17 protein-coding genes are annotated in these 16,581 nt (G+C 75.4%); 8 read left to right on the top strand and 9 right to left on the bottom strand.

Annotation, left to right across the window (positions count from 1 at the left end):
- Positions 1 to 35 precede the first annotated feature (35 nt).
- Entirely contained in the window at positions 36 to 860 is an 825-nt protein-coding gene (locus tag ACI791_RS07540) for a sulfite exporter TauE/SafE family protein (protein WP_347060707.1), read from the top strand.
- 262 nt (positions 861 to 1,122) lie between these two features.
- Here the strand turns inward: ACI791_RS07540 and ACI791_RS07535 are convergent, their stop codons facing one another.
- The 4 genes from ACI791_RS07535 to ACI791_RS07520 are packed head-to-tail and all read right to left on the bottom strand — an operon-like array spanning position 1,123 to position 4,089.
- Positions 1,123 to 1,632 (bottom strand): phosphohydrolase, encoded by a 510-nt coding sequence (locus ACI791_RS07535; protein WP_456585487.1) that lies wholly within the window; start codon positions 1,630 to 1,632, stop codon positions 1,123 to 1,125.
- 10 nt (positions 1,633 to 1,642) lie between these two features.
- Positions 1,643 to 2,155: a hypothetical protein gene (locus ACI791_RS07530; RefSeq protein ID WP_456585486.1), complete on the bottom strand. Its 513-nt coding sequence runs from the start codon at positions 2,153 to 2,155 to the stop codon at positions 1,643 to 1,645.
- Between the two features lie 16 nt (positions 2,156 to 2,171).
- Positions 2,172 to 3,062, bottom strand: coding sequence for a polysaccharide deacetylase family protein (locus tag ACI791_RS07525; RefSeq protein WP_456585485.1), 891 nt, complete (start codon positions 3,060 to 3,062; stop codon positions 2,172 to 2,174).
- Positions 3,063 to 3,117: 55 nt separating this feature from the next.
- A complete protein-coding gene (locus ACI791_RS07520) occupies positions 3,118 to 4,089 on the bottom strand; it encodes an asparaginase (RefSeq protein WP_456585484.1) in 972 nt (323 codons plus the stop codon).
- A 144-nt stretch (positions 4,090 to 4,233) separates the two neighbouring features.
- On the opposite strand from ACI791_RS07520, the gene ACI791_RS07515 reads away from it, so the two are divergent.
- Positions 4,234 to 4,839, top strand: a complete 606-nt coding sequence (locus ACI791_RS07515; RefSeq protein WP_456585668.1) for a peroxidase-related enzyme — start codon at positions 4,234 to 4,236, stop codon at positions 4,837 to 4,839.
- 20 nt (positions 4,840 to 4,859) lie between these two features.
- The gene (locus tag ACI791_RS07510) at positions 4,860 to 5,690 is read left to right on the top strand and encodes an SMP-30/gluconolactonase/LRE family protein (protein ID WP_456585483.1); all 831 of its coding nucleotides are present in this window, start codon (positions 4,860 to 4,862) and stop codon (positions 5,688 to 5,690) included.
- 11 nt (positions 5,691 to 5,701) lie between these two features.
- Here the strand turns inward: ACI791_RS07510 and ACI791_RS07505 are convergent, their stop codons facing one another.
- Entirely contained in the window at positions 5,702 to 6,673 is a 972-nt protein-coding gene (locus ACI791_RS07505) for a zinc-binding dehydrogenase (RefSeq protein ID WP_456585482.1), read from the bottom strand.
- Positions 6,674 to 6,714: 41 nt separating this feature from the next.
- The gene (locus ACI791_RS07500; RefSeq protein ID WP_456585481.1) at positions 6,715 to 6,885 is read right to left on the bottom strand and encodes a hypothetical protein; all 171 of its coding nucleotides are present in this window, start codon (positions 6,883 to 6,885) and stop codon (positions 6,715 to 6,717) included.
- Positions 6,886 to 6,970: 85 nt separating this feature from the next.
- Here ACI791_RS07500 and ACI791_RS07495 point away from each other — a divergent pair, with 85 nt between their 5' ends.
- The 3 genes from ACI791_RS07495 to ACI791_RS07485 are packed head-to-tail and all read left to right on the top strand — an operon-like array spanning position 6,971 to position 9,255.
- Positions 6,971 to 7,846, top strand: a complete 876-nt coding sequence (locus tag ACI791_RS07495; RefSeq protein ID WP_456585480.1) for a patatin-like phospholipase family protein — start codon at positions 6,971 to 6,973, stop codon at positions 7,844 to 7,846.
- Between the two features lies 1 nt (position 7,847).
- Positions 7,848 to 8,936 (top strand): 1-acyl-sn-glycerol-3-phosphate acyltransferase, encoded by a 1,089-nt coding sequence (locus ACI791_RS07490; protein WP_456585479.1) that lies wholly within the window; start codon positions 7,848 to 7,850, stop codon positions 8,934 to 8,936.
- A 58-nt stretch (positions 8,937 to 8,994) separates the two neighbouring features.
- A complete protein-coding gene (locus ACI791_RS07485; protein ID WP_347056955.1) occupies positions 8,995 to 9,255 on the top strand; it encodes a hypothetical protein in 261 nt (86 codons plus the stop codon).
- Between the two features lie 35 nt (positions 9,256 to 9,290).
- Here ACI791_RS07485 and ACI791_RS07480 read toward each other — a convergent pair whose 3' ends face one another.
- Positions 9,291 to 10,313 (bottom strand): MsnO8 family LLM class oxidoreductase, encoded by a 1,023-nt coding sequence (locus ACI791_RS07480; RefSeq protein ID WP_456585478.1) that lies wholly within the window; start codon positions 10,311 to 10,313, stop codon positions 9,291 to 9,293.
- Between the two features lie 369 nt (positions 10,314 to 10,682).
- Here ACI791_RS07480 and ACI791_RS07475 point away from each other — a divergent pair, with 369 nt between their 5' ends.
- On the top strand, positions 10,683 to 12,806 hold the full coding sequence (locus tag ACI791_RS07475; RefSeq protein ID WP_456585477.1) for a DEAD/DEAH box helicase: 2,124 nt from the start codon (positions 10,683 to 10,685) through the stop codon (positions 12,804 to 12,806).
- Between the two features lie 184 nt (positions 12,807 to 12,990).
- A complete protein-coding gene (locus ACI791_RS07470; RefSeq protein WP_456585476.1) occupies positions 12,991 to 13,812 on the top strand; it encodes an SRPBCC family protein in 822 nt (273 codons plus the stop codon).
- A gap of 73 nt (positions 13,813 to 13,885) precedes the next feature.
- Here ACI791_RS07470 and ACI791_RS07465 read toward each other — a convergent pair whose 3' ends face one another.
- Together ACI791_RS07465 and ACI791_RS07460 are read right to left on the bottom strand one after the other, a co-directional pair.
- Entirely contained in the window at positions 13,886 to 14,524 is a 639-nt protein-coding gene (locus tag ACI791_RS07465) for a response regulator (RefSeq protein WP_456585475.1), read from the bottom strand.
- On the bottom strand, positions 14,521 to 16,533 hold the full coding sequence (locus tag ACI791_RS07460) for a sensor histidine kinase (RefSeq protein ID WP_456585474.1): 2,013 nt from the start codon (positions 16,531 to 16,533) through the stop codon (positions 14,521 to 14,523). Before ACI791_RS07460 ends, ACI791_RS07465 begins: the two co-directional genes overlap by 4 nt.
- Positions 16,534 to 16,581: the final 48 nt, after the last annotated feature.

Below are 16,581 nucleotides of genomic sequence, written 5' to 3'. Positions count from 1 at the left end.
GGCCGGGGGCGGGGGACGAGGAGGTCGTGGGCGGAATGCTGGACGCCGTCCCGGCCGACCTGCTGCCCGAGGGCCTGACCCCGGGCATCCTGCTGCTGCTCCTGCTCGCCGCGCTCACGGCCGGGTGGATCGACGCCGTCGTCGGCGGCGGTGGGCTCGTCCAGCTGCCCGCGCTGCTGCTCGTCCCGGGGATGAGCCCGGTGCAGGCGCTGGCCACCAACAAGCTGGCCTCGATCTTCGGCACCACGACCAGCGCGGTCACCTACTACCGCCGGGTCCACCCCGATCTGCGGACGGCCCTGCCCATGGCCGGGATCGCGCTCGTCGGGAGCTTCGCGGGGGCGTCGGTCGCGGCAGCGCTGCCGGCCGCGGTGTTCAAGCCGGTGATCGTCGTGGCGCTGATCGCCATCGCCGCGTTCACCCTGCTGCGCCCATCGCTGGGCGAGGTGACGGCGCTGCGGCACAGCGGGCAGCGGCACCACGTCGTCGCCGGGCTGGTCGGTGCCGTGATCGGGTTCTACGACGGCATCCTCGGCCCGGGGACCGGGTCGTTCCTCGTGTTCGCCATGGTCTCGCTGCTCGGCTACGACTTCCTCAACGCCAGCGCCAAGGCCAAGATAGTCAACGTCGCCACGAACCTGGGGGCGCTGCTGTTCTTCGCCCCCCACGGTGCGGTCTTCTGGGGCCTGGGGCTCGTCCTGGGCGCGGCGAACATGCTGGGCGGCTACGTGGGCTCCCGGACGGCGGCCACCCGGGGGAGCGGTTTCATCCGGGTGGTCTTCCTCGTGGTGGTCACCGCACTGATCGGCCGGGTCGGCTGGGACGTGTGGACGGAGAACGTCCGTCCCCTCCTCGGCTGATCCCCGGCCCTCGGCGACGCCCGCCGATGCGCGACCCCGGAGTAGCTGGCGGCTGACTCCGACGTCTTCCCGAAGGAGCCGACCGGCCCGGGAGGCCCGTCCGGGTCGGAGCCGCGCGGGCTGCCCGACCTCGTCCTCACCCCGCACGTCGGCGGCTCCACCGAGGACGCGCAGCAGGACATCGGCGACTTCCGAGCCGGCAAGCCGGTGGGCTACCTGCGAGCCGGGGCCACCGGGCTGTCGGTGCACCTCCCCGAGGGCGTCAGACGAGGACGCGGCACCCGTGCAGGCGGTCGGCGGCCTCGGCGGCGAGCAGCATCCGGCGCGCCGGGCGGTAGCGGCCCTCGCGCAGTGTGCGGGCCCGGTCGGGATCGGTCGCGGCCAGGGCGGCGCTGGCGGCGAGGTCGCGGCTGTTGGCCACGAGCATGACCAGGCGGCCGAGAGGATGGGTGGCCGCCCGCCGGACCAGGCCGGACATGTAGGGCTCGCCGGGCCGCCGGGTGACCGCGTCGACCGCCTCGACGACGACCTCCGGCACACCCAGTCCCCGCAACCGGTCGAGGTCGAAGCGGCGGGCGGGGTCGGGGTGGTCGCGGGTGCTCTCGACGATGCCCGAGAGCAGCCCGGCCATCACCGCGTCGGGGCCGTACGGGCGCAGCGCCTCCCCGAGGGGCCGCAGGTGCGCGAGGTAGTGGTCGTGCCCCTGCTCGTCGACCTGCCCGTCGTGCGCGTCGAGCGCGAGCAGGTGCGCGTCGGGAACGGAGAAACCCACGCGGCCGAGGCTAGGCGGCGTTGCGGCCGGACGCGTCGGGCGCGGCCGACGACCGGGTGTCGGGGGACGCCGGGCCGTCCCCCGACCCGAAGGCGAGGAGGCCGGCGAGCGCCCGCCCGGGCTCCGGTCCGCGGACGCCGATCCGGCCGGTCGGCCCGGCGGGCAGCGCCGCCTCGGTGACCTCGCCGCTCCGGAGCGCCGCCGAGAACCAGACGACGCCTGCCTGGACGTCCCAGCCGGCCGGCGGCGCCGCCTCCGCCCACTCCTCGGCGGCCGGGCGGTGGGGTGCCGCGCGCGGGAGGCCGGCGGCGTTCCAGAGCTCCTCGAGCGATGCCGCGACGTGGGCCCGCCCGGTCGCGGCCGTGAGCAGGTATCCACCGCGCCAGGCCGAGACCCGCATCCGCCGGCCGGCCAGCAACCGGCCGGCCGCCGCCGCACGGGCGACCCGCTGCGCCGGTCCGGCCCCGGCGAGCAGGTCCTCCGGAGGCGCCGGCCCCGCCGCGCCGCGGCAGCCGCCGCACATCAGGGGTGCCCGGGCCTCACGAACCCGCGCCCGTCCGGGGCCGGCGGCGCAGGAAGTCCCGGGCGATCTCGTCGAACGTCGCCCAGGTGACGCCGTCGTGGGCGTTGATGTGCTCGATGAGCCGCTCGAGCGCCAGGAGCACCTGGGGCCGCCCGGCGACGTCGGGGTGGATGGTCATCGTGTACACGGCGTAGTCCTGCTCGCGGTACACCCAGTCGAACTGGTCCCGCCACGACTGCTCGATGTCCCGGGGGCTGACGAACCCGTGGCTGTTCGGGCTGGACTTGATGAACATCATCGGCGGCAGGTCGTCGAGGTACCAGTTCGCCGGGATCTCGACGAGGTCGGTCTCCTCGCCACGCACCAGGGGCTGCATCCAGGTCTCGGCCGGCTGCGAGTAGTCGATCTTCGTCCAGCTGTCGCCGACGCGCACGTAGTAGGGCTCGAAGTCCCGGTGCATCAGCGAGTGGTCGTAGGTGATGCCGCGCTCGAGCAGCAGCTCGTTGGTCACCGGGCTGAACTCCCACCACGGCGCGACGTAGCCGGTGGGGCGGCGCCCGGTGCGCTGCTCGATGAGCTCGATGCAGCGGTCGAGGACCGCCCGCTCCTGCTCCCGGCTCATCGCGATCGGGTTCTCGTGGCTGTAGCCGTGCACCCCGATCTCGTGCCCCGCCGCGACGCAGGCGTCGAACTGCTCCGGAAAGGTCTCGATGGAGTGGCCCGGCCAGAAGAACGTCTGGGTCAGCCCGTACCGCCGGAACAGCTCGAGGACGCGGGGTACGCCGACCTCCCCGGCGAAGAGGCCGCGGGAGATGTCGTCGGGCGAGTCCTCCCCGCCGTAGGAGCCGAGCCAGCCGGCCACCGCGTCGATGTCGACGCCGAAGGCCACGTAGATCTCCTTGGTCATCCCTGTCGGTTCCTTCCCTGGTGGCCGCGAGCGGCCCCGGACGTGGACGGGTGGATCACCGGGGGAGCCGGTCGGCCAGCAGCCGGTGCGGTTCCCGGGGGTCGAGGGAGAGCGCGGCGGCCAGGAGCAGCCGGCCCTGCCAGGGGCTGAGGTCGCCGGCGAACAGGGCCCCGGCGCGGGCCAGGCCGGCGCCGCCACCGGCGTAGAGGGGGGCGACCGGGCCGGACGGCACCCGGGAGCACACGAGCACCGGGATGCCGCGGCCGACGAGCCGGCCGGCCTCCTCCGCGATGCCGGGCGGCACGTTGCCCGCGCCGAAGGCCTCGAGCACGACCCCCTGCGCGCCGGCCGCGGCCGCGGCGCGCAGCAGCGCGGCGTCGGCACCCAGATAGCAGGCGACGACGTCGACGCGAGGCAGCTCCCGGTCCAGGTCGAGGGGCAGCGGCGCGGGACGCACCGGACGGGCCAGCGGAACCGGGGTTCCGTCCGCCACCTGCAGCACCGGCCCCCTCCCGGGTGCGGCGAAGGCGGCGCTGCGGAGGGTCTCGACCTTGCGCACGCCGCGGGCGGCGAAGACCAGGCCGTCGAAGCAGAGCAGCACGCCGAGGTCGCGGGCCGCCGGGGAGGCGGCCACGCCGAGGGCGGCGCCCAGGTTGCCCGGGCCGTCGGGGGCGGGGGAGTCGAACGGTCGCTGCGACCCGGTGAACACCACCGGGCGCGGGTCGTCGTGGACGAGGTCGGCCAGGTACGCCGACTCCTCCATCGTGTCGGTGCCGTGCGTGACCACGACACCGTCGACGTCGTCGTCGGTGAGGCAGCGGCGGACCTCCGCGACCAGCCTTCGGAGGTCGGCTGCCGAGAGCGCGTAGCTGCCGACGGTGGTCAGGTCGCGCACCGTGACCTCGACGCCGTCCGGGGACCCTGCCGCGGCGAGCAGCTCGGCCGCCGGGGTGGTGGCCGCGAGCCCGGCGGGGCCGCGCCGGCTGGCGATGGTGCCCCCGGTCGCCAGGAGATGCACCCGTCGCACGCGACCTCCCGGTTCGCCGATGCGCCGGGCCCGGCCCGACGCGGGGTACCGCCACCGGCCTCAACGTCACCACGGGCGGGACGTGCGCGCACGTCGGGCGGTGCGCACCGGGGGAGTCGCTGCCAGAGTGGGGCGGTGACCCGGATGCCGATCAGCCGCTTTCCGCTCCGCCCGGCCACCGAGCTGCCGGCCGACCTCGCCGAGCGCTACGCGGAGGTCGAGGAGCGGTCGGGCTTCCTGCCCAACGTCTTCGCCGCGCTGGCGTGGCGGCCGGACGAGGCCCGTGCGTTCTTCGCGATGCACGACGCCCTGATGGACAAGGACACCCCGGGGTTGTCCAAGGCCGACCGGGAGCTGATCGTGGTGGCGACCAGCGCCGGCAACGACTGCCTGTACTGCGTCGTCGCGCACGGGGCCGTCGCGCGCGTCCGCACGCGGGACCCGCACATCGCCGACCACGTCGCCGTGGACTGGCGCAAGGCGCCGCTGCCGCCCCGGATGCACGCGGTGCTCGCGGTCGCGACCCGGCTGGCCGCCGACCCGGCCGCCGTCACCGCGGAAGACCTGGCGGGTCTGTCCGAGCACGGCCTCACCGAGGACGACGTCTGGGACGTTGGCATGATCACCTCGTTCTTCGCCCTGTCGAACCGGCTGGCGCACTTCGCGGCGATCACCCCCAACCCCGAGTTCTTCCTGATGGGGCGGCTGCCCCGGCCCGCCGCACCTCCCGGGGGCGCCGGCCCCGGGTGATGCCCGCTACGGTCCGGCCCGTGACGACGACGACCACCGTCCTCGCCGACGACCTCGGCTTCCCGGAGGCCCCCCGCTGGCACGACGGGCAGCTGTGGTTCTCCGATTTCCACGACCGCGTGGTGCGCCGGCTCGCGCCGGACGGCGAGCTGTCCGTGGCCCTGGAGCTGGACGACAGCCCGTCGGGGCTCGGCTGGCTGCCCGGCGGCGACCTGCTGGTGGTCTCGATGGTGCAGCGGGCGCTGCTGCGGGTGGTGGACGGGAGACCGCGGCTGCACGCCGACCTCTCCGGCGTCACCCGCTTCCGGGCCAACGACCTGGTGGTCGACGCCGCCGGACGGGCCTGGGTGAGCAGCTTCGGCTTCGACCTCGAAGCCGGTGCCGAGCCGGAGCCCACGGTCCTGGTGCGCGTCGACCCCGACGGCTCGGTGTCCGGAGCCGCCGAGGGCGTCGTCTTCCCCAACGGGATGGCGCTGACCCCGGACGGCCGCACGCTGGTGCTCGCCGAGACCTACGCGGCCCGGCTGACCGCCTTCGACGTCGCCGCGGACGGCTCGCTGTCGGGCCGGCGGGTCTTCGCCGAGCTGCCCGGGATCGCCCCTGACGGGATCTGCCTCGACGCCGAGGGCCAGGTGTGGGTGGCCACCGCCCGCTCATCCGAGGTGCTGCGCGTCCGGGACGGCGGCGAGGTGACCGGCCGGGTGGCGGTGGGCAGCGGGTCGCTGTCCTACGCCTGCGCGCTCGGTGGCGACGACGGGCGCACCCTCTTCGTCTGCACGGCCCCGAGCTGGCGCCCGGGTCCGCGCGCCGGTCGGATCGAGACCGCCCGGGTGGACGTCGGGGCGGCCTGAGCCCGCGGGCGTCAGCTCAGGTCGACGACGACCTTGTACTGGCCGGGCCGGGGCTGGATCGCCGCGGCGAAGGCGGCCTGGACGTCGTCCACGGGATGGACGTCGGTCACGTATGCCTCGCGCAGTGCGGGGTGCCCGGCGAGGTAGCTCCCGGCATCGGTGAGCACCCGGCGTCGCTCCAGCGTGGCCCCGGCCCGCAGGGTCAGGTTCTTCCGCAGGAACGTGAGCATGTCCAGCGGGTACACCTGGTCGTCGGGGATGCCGAAGTACAGCACCTGCCCGCCCCGGGCCACGGCCTGCAGGCAGTCGGTCAGGGTCGTCACCTGGTGGCCGACCGCCTCGACGACGAGAAAGGGACGGTCCTCCTCGCCGAGGGTCGCCGCCCACAGGTTCGCGCTGGCGGTGACCGTCTCGTCCACCCCGAAGGTCCCCGCGGCGGCGCTGCGGTCGACCCGGTCCACCCCGACGACGTGCCGGGCGCCCCGCTGCTTGAGCACGTGGCTGAACAGCAACCCGATGGGCCCCTGGCCGATGACCGCCACCGTCCGGCCCCGCACGTCGCCGAGCTGCTCGACGGCGTACAGCACGCAGGCCAGCGGCTGCAGCATGACCGCCGTGGTGGGCGCCATCCCGGTGTCGTAGCCGGCCAGCCCTTCGCCGTCGGTCACCACCAGCTCGGCCAGCCCGTCGAACGCCGACGCCCAGCCGACGACCCGGTCGCCCGCCGCGTGGGCCGGGTGCCGGCTGGCGACGACCTCGCCGACCACCTCGTGCATCGGGAACCCGGGGGCCGGCGTCGTCGCGCTCCCCGGGTTGGCGGCGTGCAGGAACGGCGCGCCCTTGAAGAAGGGCAGGTCGCTGCCGCAGATGCCGCCCGCCTTCGGGGCGAGGAGCACCTGGCCCTCGGCCAGCCCGTCGGCGCGTGGCGCGCCGACCTCGACCCGCTCGAAGGTGAAAGGTCCGCTCAGCCGCTGGGCCCACATGAGCGTCGTCTCCTGTCTCGTCGGTGCCGGCGGGCGCCGGGTCAGGCCGGTTCGGGCACGCTGCCGGGATCGCCGCCGGGATCGTCCGGGGTGGGCTCGATGGGCGGGGGCGGGAGCGTGTCCGGGGTGTCGGGGAGCAGCTCGCCGGGATCGTCGGGGACCGGCTGGTCCGGATCGATCTGCGGGTCGGGCTGCGGCAGTGGTTCGACCATCCGGGAAGTCAACCAGCGCGCGGCCCGCGGCGCAGCGCCTCGTCCTCCGGCCGACGGCGCGGCCACGGGTTGGCACGATGGCCCCATGTCGTCGACAGGAGTGCCCGGTGGGCGGGGCGGCACGGCGTTCGTCCTCGGGGGTGGCGGAGTGCTCGGCGCGGCCGAGGTCGGGATGCTGCGGGCCCTGGTCGAGCGCGGGATCCGGCCGGACCTGGTCGTCGGCACGTCCGTGGGGGCGATCAACGGTGCGCTGGTCGCCGCCGACCCGACGCCTGCCGGGGTGGACCGGCTGCGCGGGGTCTGGACCGACCTCACCTCGCGGGGCGTATTCGCCGGATCGATGCTCTCCCGTGTCGGCACCCTGGTGCGCACGCGGACGCACGTCCACCCGCGCGAGCCCCTGCGCGACCTGCTCACCGAGTACCTGCCGGTGCGCACCTTCGGCGAGCTGCCCGTCCCGTTCCAGTGCGTGGCCGCCAGCATCGAGCGGGCCGCCGAGCACTGGTTCACCGACGGCGCGCTGGTCGACGCGGTCCTCGCCTCCTGCGCGGTGCCCGGGCTGCTGCCCCCGGTGGAGCTCGACGGCGAGCACTTCCTCGACGGCGGCCTGGTGCACAGCATCCCGGTCGGCCGGGCGGTCGCGCTGGGGGCCCACACGATCTACGTACTGCACGTCGGGCGGATCGACCGCCCGCTGCGCGCGCCGACGAGGCCGTGGGAGGTCGCGCTGGTCGCCTTCGAGATCGCCCGGCGGCACCGCTTCGCCGCCGACCTGGCCGCCCTGCCCGACGGCGTGACCGTGCAGGTGCTCCCCTCCGGCGAGCAGGCTCCGCCGTCGGCCGGCGACCTGCGGAGCCTGCGCTACCGCGACTTCTCCGGCGTCACCGACCGGATCGACCGCGCCCACGCCGCCGCGGGCGAGCACCTGGACCGGTCCGGCCGGGGCGAGAGCGGGGTGTGAGGTGCTGCCACCCCGTCGCGTGCGCCGGCTGACCGGACCGCTGCTGATCGGTGCGCTGGTGGCCGCGGTCGCGCTGCTGCCCGTGCTCGTGCTCGTGGCGGCCGTCGTCTCCGCGTGGCTGCCCGGTCGCTGGCAGGCGCTGCGGCTGCTCTGCTTCGCGCTGGTGTACCTGGCGCTGCAGGTGGCGGGACTGGTGGCCGCCGGGGGCCTGTGGGTGCTCGCCGGCTTCGGCCGCCGGGCGCACACCGCGGCGTACCGGTCGGCCCACTACACGGTGCTGCGGCTGCTGCTCGAGGTGCTGATGCGCGCGGCGCGGCGGCTGTTCGCGCTGCGGCTGGTCACCGACGGCGAGTCCTGGTCGCCGCTGGACGACGGCCGGCCCGGCTCGACCAACGCGATGGTGGTGCTGTCCCGGCACGCGGGGCCCGGTGACTCGTTCCTGCTCGTCCACACGCTCATGGACCGCGATCACCTGCGCCGGCCGCGGATCGTGCTCAAGGACGTGCTGCAACTGGACCCGCTGCTCGACGTCTACCTCAACCGGTTGCCCAACCACTTCGTGACGGCGGGGCCCGGGACCGGCTCGGTGGGGGCGATCGGCGACCTGGCCCGCGACCTGGGCGAGGAGGACGCCCTGCTGATCTTCCCCGAGGGGGCGAACGCCACCCCGGGCCGCCGGGTGCGGGCGATCCAGCGGCTGCGCGATCGGGGGCTGCAGCAGGCGGTGCGCCGGGCGGAGGCGATGCAGCACCTCCTGCCCCCGCGCCCGGCCGGGGTGGCCGCGGCGCTGCGGGCGGCTCCGCACGCCGACGTCGTCTTCGTCGCGCACACCGGCCTGGAGCACCTGAGCACCATGCGGGACGTCTGGCGCCACCTCCCGGTGGACAAGACCCTGCACCTGCGCTGGTGGTTCGTCCCCGCCGCGGAGGTGCCGCGCGGCGAGGACGAGCGGACCGAGTGGCTCTACTCCTGGTGGCAGACCATCGACGAGTGGATCGAGGCCACACAGCGGCGGGAGGACGAGCGGTCGCCGGGAGCGGATCGTGGCCGGCGCCGCCGGCCCGCCCTCGGGCGCCGGCGCCGCGCGTGACGGCGTGCCGTGCGCCGTCGGCTTGCCTCCCGGGCGGGGACGGCGCAACCTCGACGGTATGACCGGCGGCGGCACCAGCTTCGGCACGGTGGTCCGGTGGGACGACGAACGCGGCGGTGCGCTCATCGAGGTCCCGGACCTGCCGGGCGGGTGCTGGGCGGACGGATCCGTGGTCGAGCCCGGCACATCGACGCCGGGTGAGCTCCGGGCCGGCCAGGTCGTCGAGGTCGAGTGGACGCAGCCGGGAGCGGAGGGGCTGCCCTACCGCGCGCTGCGGGTGGCACCGCGCGGGGACCTGCAGCAGACCGTCGGCGGCTGACCGACGCCTCCGGCTGCCCCGCGGTGCCAGGGAGATCAGGCCGGCGACGCCGGGGCGGGGCCGCGGCCGGCGGACCGGCCGAACAGCGTGGCGAGCGCTGCGTCCGAGGCGGCCAGGGCGCCCCGGTCGAAGGTGCTGCTGCTCGCCACCAGCTCGGCCGCCCCGGTGCGCTCCAGCAGCTCGGCCAGTCGCGCCTCCACGTGCGCCGGGGTGCCGGCGATCGCGGCCGCGGCGGTCTGCTCCAGGTACTGCTGCTGGCGCGGGGTGCGGTCGGCGGCCCGGACGGCGGCCACCGGCTCCAGTGCCGGGAAGCTCCCGGTGGTGCGCGCCCGGGCCATCGCCCAGGCCTCGGGCAGCAGCAGGTCGGCGGCCTCGGCGGCGGTGTCGGCCACCAGCACGTCCAGGCTGACCGCCACCCGTGGCTGCGGCTGCTGCGCCGACGGGCGGAACGCGCGCCGGTAGCCGGCCAGGGCCGCGAGCCCCGGCTCGGGATCGCCGGCCACGCCCAGCAGCGGGCCGCCGACGACGACCGGCAACCCGAGCTGCGCCGCGACCTCCAGGCCGCGCCCGGTGGCGAGCACGTGCATCGGCACCGGGCCGGCGGGCCGGGGGTGCACGGTGATCTCCGCCGTTCCGGTGAGGAAACCGCGCAGCTCGGCGAGGTCGGCGGCGAAGTCCCGCTCGCCCTCCCGCAGCGCCCGGCGCACCGGCGGGGTGAACCCGGGGGAGCGGCCCAGCCCCAGGGCCACCCGGCCGGGCGCGAACGCCGACAGCGTGACGAACTGCTCGGCCACCACGAGCGGTTGGTGGTGCGGCAGCATGACGCCGGCCGAGCCCAGCCCGATGACCGTCGTCCGGCCGGCCACGGCCGCCAGCAGCACCGCCGGGGCGGCGCCCGCGATGCCGGGCACGCCATGGTGCTCGGCCACCCAGAACCGGTCGAAGCCCAGCCGCTCGGCGTGCACGGCGCGGACGACGGTGCCGGTCAGCGCCGCGATGTCGGGTTCGCCGGCCCGGGTGCGGGACCGGTCCAGCAGGGAGAGCCGCGCGTCGATCACGGCAGCTGCAGCGCGGGGCGGCCGGGGACTGTTCCGCACGCGGTACGGGGGAGCCCCGGCAGGCGCCGCCCGTCACGCCGGGCCGGCAGGGGCTAGCATCGTGGCGTACCGACCCCGGGGCGATCCCTCGCCCGTGCGGCGACGTCGTCCCAGATCAGCCGGCGCCCCGGTCCTCGACCGGTGGCCGGAGCCGCCCGCCACGGGGAGGCTGCCGAACCGTGCGGCGCCGGACCGCCGCCGGTCCGTGCGTCCGGGCTCGAAGTCCCGGAGCGGCACGGAGCGCTCCGCCGGGGACGTCGGCCGCCCGACCGCGGGTCCGGGCGGCACACCGCTGCGGCAACACTGCCGGGCGTCGCGAAGGAGGAGCACGTGGCTCGACGAGGCCAGTCCCGGGCGGGCACTCGCCGTACCGCTCCGCGGAGCCAGCGACGCGTCCGGGACGGTGGCGTCATCGGCGTGCTCGCCCGCACCGTGCGCGAGGTCGAGGCCGCCGCCCAGCGCGGCCGCGTGACGCCCGCCGTGCGGACGAAGTTCCAGGCCGTCGCCCTCCTGCTGCGCGAGGAGCGCGCCCGCGTCCGGGAGGAGACGACCGGCAGCGAGGCGCACCGGGCCGAGCAGCTCAAGCGCCTGGACGGCGTGGCCACGATCCTGGCCACGACCGCCGTCCAGGACGCGGGGCTGCTGGGGCTGCTGGCCGAGGACGCCGTCGCCTCCGACGCGGCCCGGGCGTTGCGCCGCGAGCTGCTGAGGGACGCCGGGATCGAGGCCGCCCCCGAGGAGGCCCCGCCGGCGGAGCCGGCGACTGTCCCCGTCCTGCCCGAGCGCCGCGTGGTGCCGCAGTCGGTGGTCTCCCGGCAGCTGGCCAACCCCTTCCTCGCGCCCGACTTCTCCGCGGCGCCCCCGCGCGTGTCCCGGCCGCGCCGCCTGGCGGGCTGGGAGCTGCTCGACCCGCTGCTGAGCTCCTTCGAGCGCGCCGGCAGCGGCGAGCCGGCGTGCATGCCGCTGCCGACGCCGTCGTGGCTGCCGGTGCCCAAGGGCCTGGAGCTGATGCCGCACCAGGCGCAGCTGGTCGCCGCGGCCGCCGCCGGTCACCGGACCTTCCTGCTCGCCGACGAGCCCGGCCTGGGCAAGACGGCGCAGGCCCTGCTCGCCGCCGAGGCGGCCGACGCCTACCCGCTGCTCGTGGTCGTCCCCAGCGTCGTCAAGACCAACTGGGCCCGTGAGGCCGGGCTCTGGACCCCGCACCGTCCGGCCACCGTGATCCAGGGCGACGGCGAGACGATCGACGGCTTCGCCGACATCGTCGTCGTCAACTACGAGGTGCTCGACCGCCACGTCGGCTGGATCGGCGACTTCGGGTTCCGCGGGATGGTGGTCGACGAGGCGCACTTCATCAAGAACAAGTCCTCGCAGCGGTCGCGCAACGTCCTCGACCTCTCCGCGCGGATCCGGGCCCGCACCGTGCGCCCGCTGCTCATGGCTCTCACCGGCACGCCGCTGATCAACGACATCGAGGACTTCCGCGCCATCTGGCAGTTCCTCGGCTGGATCGACGACAGCAAGCCGCTGGGCGAGCTGATGGACGCCCTCGAGGACACCGGGCTGACCCCCGCGGACTTCGGCTTCTACGCCGCCGCCCGCCGGTGCGTGATCGACCTCGGCATCGTCCGCCGCCGCAAGGTGGACGTGGCGGCGGACATCCCGGCCCGGCGGATCGCCGACCTCCCCGTCGAGCTGGACGCGGCGGCGGGGCGGTCGATCCGGGCGGCGGAGCGGGATCTCGCGCGCCGGCTGGTGAAGCGGTACGAGAGCGCGCTCGCGGCCCGCGAGTCCGCCGACGTCGTCGAGGGGATCGATGCCGAGCTGGTGCGCAAGGTGGCCCGGTGGGAGCTCAAGGAGGCGACCACGTCGACGGCCGGCGAGAACGTGTTCGGCATGATGCGCCGCATCGGGCGCGCCAAGGCCGGCCTCGCCGCGGACTACGCCGCCCAGCTGGCCCGCAGTGCCGGCAAGGTGGTGTTCTTCGCCAAGCACGTGGACGTCATGGACGCTGCGGAGGAGACCTTCACCCGGCAGGGCGTCCGGTTCTCCTCGATCCGCGGCGACCAGACGCCGTCGTCGCGGCAGAGGAACATCGACGTCTTCGTCAACGACCCGGACGTCGCCGTCGCGGTGTGCTCGCTGACGGCGGCCGGCGTGGGGCTCAACCTGCAGGTGGCCTCGAACCTGGTGCTGGCCGAGCTGTCCTGGACCGACGCCGAGCAGACCCAGGCGATCGACCGGAGCCACCGCATCGGGCAGACCGAGCCGGTCACCGCCTGGCGGATCATCGCCGCGCAGACGATGGACGCCCGGATCGCCGAGCTGATCGACAGCAAGGCGGGGCTCGCCGCCCGGGCGCTCGACGGGTCCGACCAGGAGGTCTCGTCGTCGGCGGACGTGCAGCTGGAGGCGCTCGTCGCCCTGCTGACCGACGCCCTCTCCTCGCGGTAGCGACTCGGCGCCCGGCATCTCGGCGGCAGCTGACGACTCGATCGCCAGGTCGACCAGCCGGTGCCGGAGCCGGCTCCGGGTGGACCGGATCGGATCGGTTCACGGTGCGGGCTTTCACCACCGGCCGGACGGGTAGCGCTACCCGCACAGTCCAGCACGGATCCCGCACGAGGAGGCGTCAACGATGACCACCAAGGCAGAGAAGTCGATCCAGGTCGACGTACCGGTGTCCACCGCCTACAACCAGTGGACCCAGTTCGAGGACTTCCCCCATTTCATGGGCGGGGTCAAGGAGGTCCGGCAGCACGGCGACAAGCGGCTGCACTGGGTGGCCGAGATCGCCGGCGTCCGTCGGGAGTGGGACGCCACGATCATCGAGCAGATCCCCGACCAGAAGATCGCGTGGGCCGCGACGGAGGGCGCCACCAACGCCGGGGCCGTCCGGTTCGAGCCGGTCGGCGCCGGGTCCACGCTGGTCCACCTGTCGCTCGAGTACGAGCCGGAGGGGCTGGTCGAGAAGGTCGGTGACAAGCTCGGCGTCGTCGAGCGGCAGGTCGACGCCGACCTCGAGCGGTTCAAGGCCCTCGTCGAGAGCCCGGGGTACGCCACCGGCGGGTGGCGCGGAACGATCAACCCGGGCCAGGACGTCGGCACGCCCGGGGCCAACGCCGCCTTCTCGTCGCGGGGGGACAGCGGTAAGGCCGGCGTCTCGGGCAAGGCCGTCGCCGCCGGAGCCGCCGTGGCCGGAGCGGCGGCCGCGGCCGCGGGGGCCGTCGCCGCCGGGTCCTCGAGCGGTCAGGAGAGTGAGAGCCCGCAGCAGCGGGGGAGCCGGCCGGAGGAGGACGTCGCCGTCGTCCCGCAGCCGCCGGCGGACGTGGTGCGGGACGAGGTGGTGGTGGACGAGTCGAACCCGGCCGGCTACACCACCCGGACGTCCAGCGAAGGCGTCGAGCGTGGCGGAGCCGAGCCCGGCGACGACCCGATGATCGGCGGCGGCTCCCGCTGAGCGGCCCGGCCGGTGGGGGAGGCGGTTCTCCCGACCCCACCGGCCGTGGGTCCTCAGGCCGTCGGTCGCCGGCTCACCGTTCGCCCCGGAACCGGAGGACCGCCTCGACGCGGCTGCCCGCATCGAGCTTGGTGAGCAGCCGGGAGACGTGGTTCTGGACAGTTTTGACCGACAGGCCCAGTCGTCGGGCGATGACGGCGTTGTCCAATCCCTCGGTCATGAGGTGCAGCACCTCGCTCTCCCGCTCGCTGAGCCCGGGAACCCGGGCCGGCCCGGTGTGCCGTCCCTCGCGTAGACCGGCGACGACCCAGGAGGCGAGGGTCCTGCCGAAGACGGCCGAACCGCTGCTGACCGCGCGCACCGCGCCGAGCAGCTCCTCCTGACCGGCGCCCTTCAACACGTAGCCGCGGGCACCGGCCTCCATGGCCGAGACGATCGCATCGCCGTCCTCCACCATGGTGATCACCAGCACAGCGGTCTGCGGGCTGGCCCGGACGAGCCGGCGGGTCGCCTCCACCCCGGGGATGCCGGGCAGGTTCAGGTCCATCAGGAGCACGTCCGGACGGTGCTCGGTCGCCAGCCGGACCGCCTCCTCCCCGCTGGCGGCCTCACCGACGACGACCGTGTCCTCGACCGACTCGAGCAGACCCCGCAGTCCCCGGCGGAACATCGGGTGGTCGTCGACTACGACGACGGTGATCCGGGCGGTCACGTCGTGCCGCCGGGGCGGGGAGCGAGCGGGAGGGCGGCGCACACCACCGTCCCACCGCCTGCCCGGTCGTCGACGGTCAGCACCCCACCCAACTCGTCGGCCCACTCCCGCATCGTCGTCAGCCCGTTGCCGCGACCAGAAGACCCCGACCTGAAGACGCTTCCGCACCCGTCGTCCTCGACCACGAGCGTCAGCAGCCGCTCCGCTTCCGTGCCGATGCGGACGTGCACGCGCCCCGCGGTGCGGCCGGCGTGGCGCACCGCGTTGGTGACCGCCTCCTGGGTGATCCGGTAGGCAGCGAGTTCGGTGGCAGCAGCCAACGCCGGCAGGGCCGGGGCGCACGCCTCGACCACCACGGCCAGCGGCCCGGGCGCCAGTCGCCGGGCGAGCGCCTCCACAGCGCCGACGAGACCCAGGTCGTCCAGCGCCGCCGGGCGCAGGTCCTCCACCACGCGGCGGACGTCGGCGACGGCGGCCTGCACGTCGTCGCGGAGTTCCATCAGCGCACGGTCCACCGCCGGGTCCTTCCCGACGGTGTTCCGCGCGGTGTCCACCCGGAGGGTGAGGCCGGCCAGCGAGGGGCCCAGGCCGTCGTGAAGGTCACGGCGCAGCCGGCGGCGCTCCTCCTCCCGGGAGAGCACGAGACGTTCCCGCGATGCCCGGAGCTCGCCGGCGAGCTCCAGCGCCCGGACGACGGGGGCCAGCTGCGCGGCCAGCGTGCGCAGGACGACGTCGACGGAGCGGCCGGGACGGACGCCGGCCACCCGCAGGACCCCGACACGGGCGCGCTCATGGACGAGGGCCACGTCGTGCGTGCGCTCCGCGGGCGTGCCACGGGACGCCAGGACGGCACCTTCGGCGTCCAGCACAGCCACGTAGGGCAGCCGCAGCGAGTCGGCGAGGGCATCGACCACCGTCGGCAGGGACTGCTCCGGGGCTGCGGCGTCGGCGAGTCGCTCACCCAGGCGTCCGACCAGCTCGGACGGGTCGTCCCAGGTCCCGTAGGTCAACCGGTTGACCGACCGCTGCACCGCGTCCCGCATCGGTTGCAACGCCACGGCAATGACCGCCGCGGCCATGAGGGGCAGCCAGCCCGAGCCGTGCGCCCCCAGCAGCGCGCCGGCACTGGTCACGACGACCACGTAGACGGCGACCACAGCGGCGGTCAGCACGCCGTAGGTGAGCGTGCGGTTGACCGCGTGGCGGAGGTCGTACAGGTCGTACTGGAGCACCGCGACGCCGACGGCGACCGGAACGGCCGCCACCGCGAGCGGGAACGCGATGGCACGCTCGCTGAGGTCGGCGACGATCCAGACGCCCACCAGGACGGACACGGCGGCGGCGACGGCGAGTGCGCCGATCTGCTGGCGCACGATCGGGTCGCCCCGCCGCAGCCGCAGCGCGACCGCGCACAGGCCGATGAGGCCGCTGATGACCACGAGCGCCAAGCCGGACACCGGCACGAGGTCCGCCGCCGGCCGCCAGGCAGCGGGCAGGCCGATGGGGTTGTCGACACCGGTGAGCCGGTAGTCCAGCGGCTCCGGAGCGGTGAGCGCGGCCAGCTCGAACAGGGCGAACGCGCAGCAGGCGGTGCCCGCCGCGGGACGCCACCGGGGCGAGGGCAGCCGGCCGTCGGGGAAGAGCAGCGGCAGCGCGACGACTACGAGGATCCAGCCCGCCCCCCGTACCGCCAGCGCCACCACCGCGAGGAGGGCCCACGCCGGCTGCTGCGGGCGTGCCACGAGCTCGGCGGTGGCCAGCTCGATCGGCAGTGATGCGAAGCCCCAGAGGCCACCGCCGACCCACAGCAGCACACCGATGCGGTGCCGGGGCCGGTGGACGAGCACGACGGCCCCGGCGACGACGAACATCGCCACCACCACGGCGTCGACGACGCGGGCCTGGGCCTGGAGGAGCCCGCGGTCGTGGGCGACCGCCGCGGCTCCGGTCGCCGTGGTGACGCAGGCCAGGGTGGCCAGCCACAACGCCGCGGAGCCGGCCCTGGTCATGCGCATCATGATGTCGTCTCACGCCCTCGGGCGGGACTGCCCGGCCGC

The sequence above is a fragment of the Blastococcus sp. SYSU DS0973 genome, from assembly GCF_054051055.1.
The sequence above is the reverse complement of the archived record's forward strand: the minus strand, read 5'-3'. Positions and strand labels throughout refer to the sequence as shown.

Coding starts and splice junctions, on each gene's coding strand:
- ACI791_RS07485 (WP_347056955.1), top strand. CDS start 8,995: ATGACCGGCGGCGGCACCAGCTTCGGCACGGTGGTCCGGTGGGACGAC.
- ACI791_RS07505 (WP_456585482.1), bottom strand. CDS start 6,673: ATGTGGGCCCAGCGGCTGAGCGGACCTTTCACCTTCGAGCGGGTCGAG.
- ACI791_RS07500 (WP_456585481.1), bottom strand. CDS start 6,885: ATGGTCGAACCACTGCCGCAGCCCGACCCGCAGATCGATCCGGACCAG.
- ACI791_RS07495 (WP_456585480.1), top strand. CDS start 6,971: ATGTCGTCGACAGGAGTGCCCGGTGGGCGGGGCGGCACGGCGTTCGTC.
- ACI791_RS07540 (WP_347060707.1), top strand. CDS start 36: ATGCTGGACGCCGTCCCGGCCGACCTGCTGCCCGAGGGCCTGACCCCG.
- ACI791_RS07515 (WP_456585668.1), top strand. CDS start 4,234: ATGCCGATCAGCCGCTTTCCGCTCCGCCCGGCCACCGAGCTGCCGGCC.
- ACI791_RS07460 (WP_456585474.1), bottom strand. CDS start 16,533: ATGACCAGGGCCGGCTCCGCGGCGTTGTGGCTGGCCACCCTGGCCTGC.
- ACI791_RS07525 (WP_456585485.1), bottom strand. CDS start 3,062: ATGACCAAGGAGATCTACGTGGCCTTCGGCGTCGACATCGACGCGGTG.
- ACI791_RS07470 (WP_456585476.1), top strand. CDS start 12,991: ATGACCACCAAGGCAGAGAAGTCGATCCAGGTCGACGTACCGGTGTCC.
- ACI791_RS07530 (WP_456585486.1), bottom strand. CDS start 2,155: ATGTGCGGCGGCTGCCGCGGCGCGGCGGGGCCGGCGCCTCCGGAGGAC.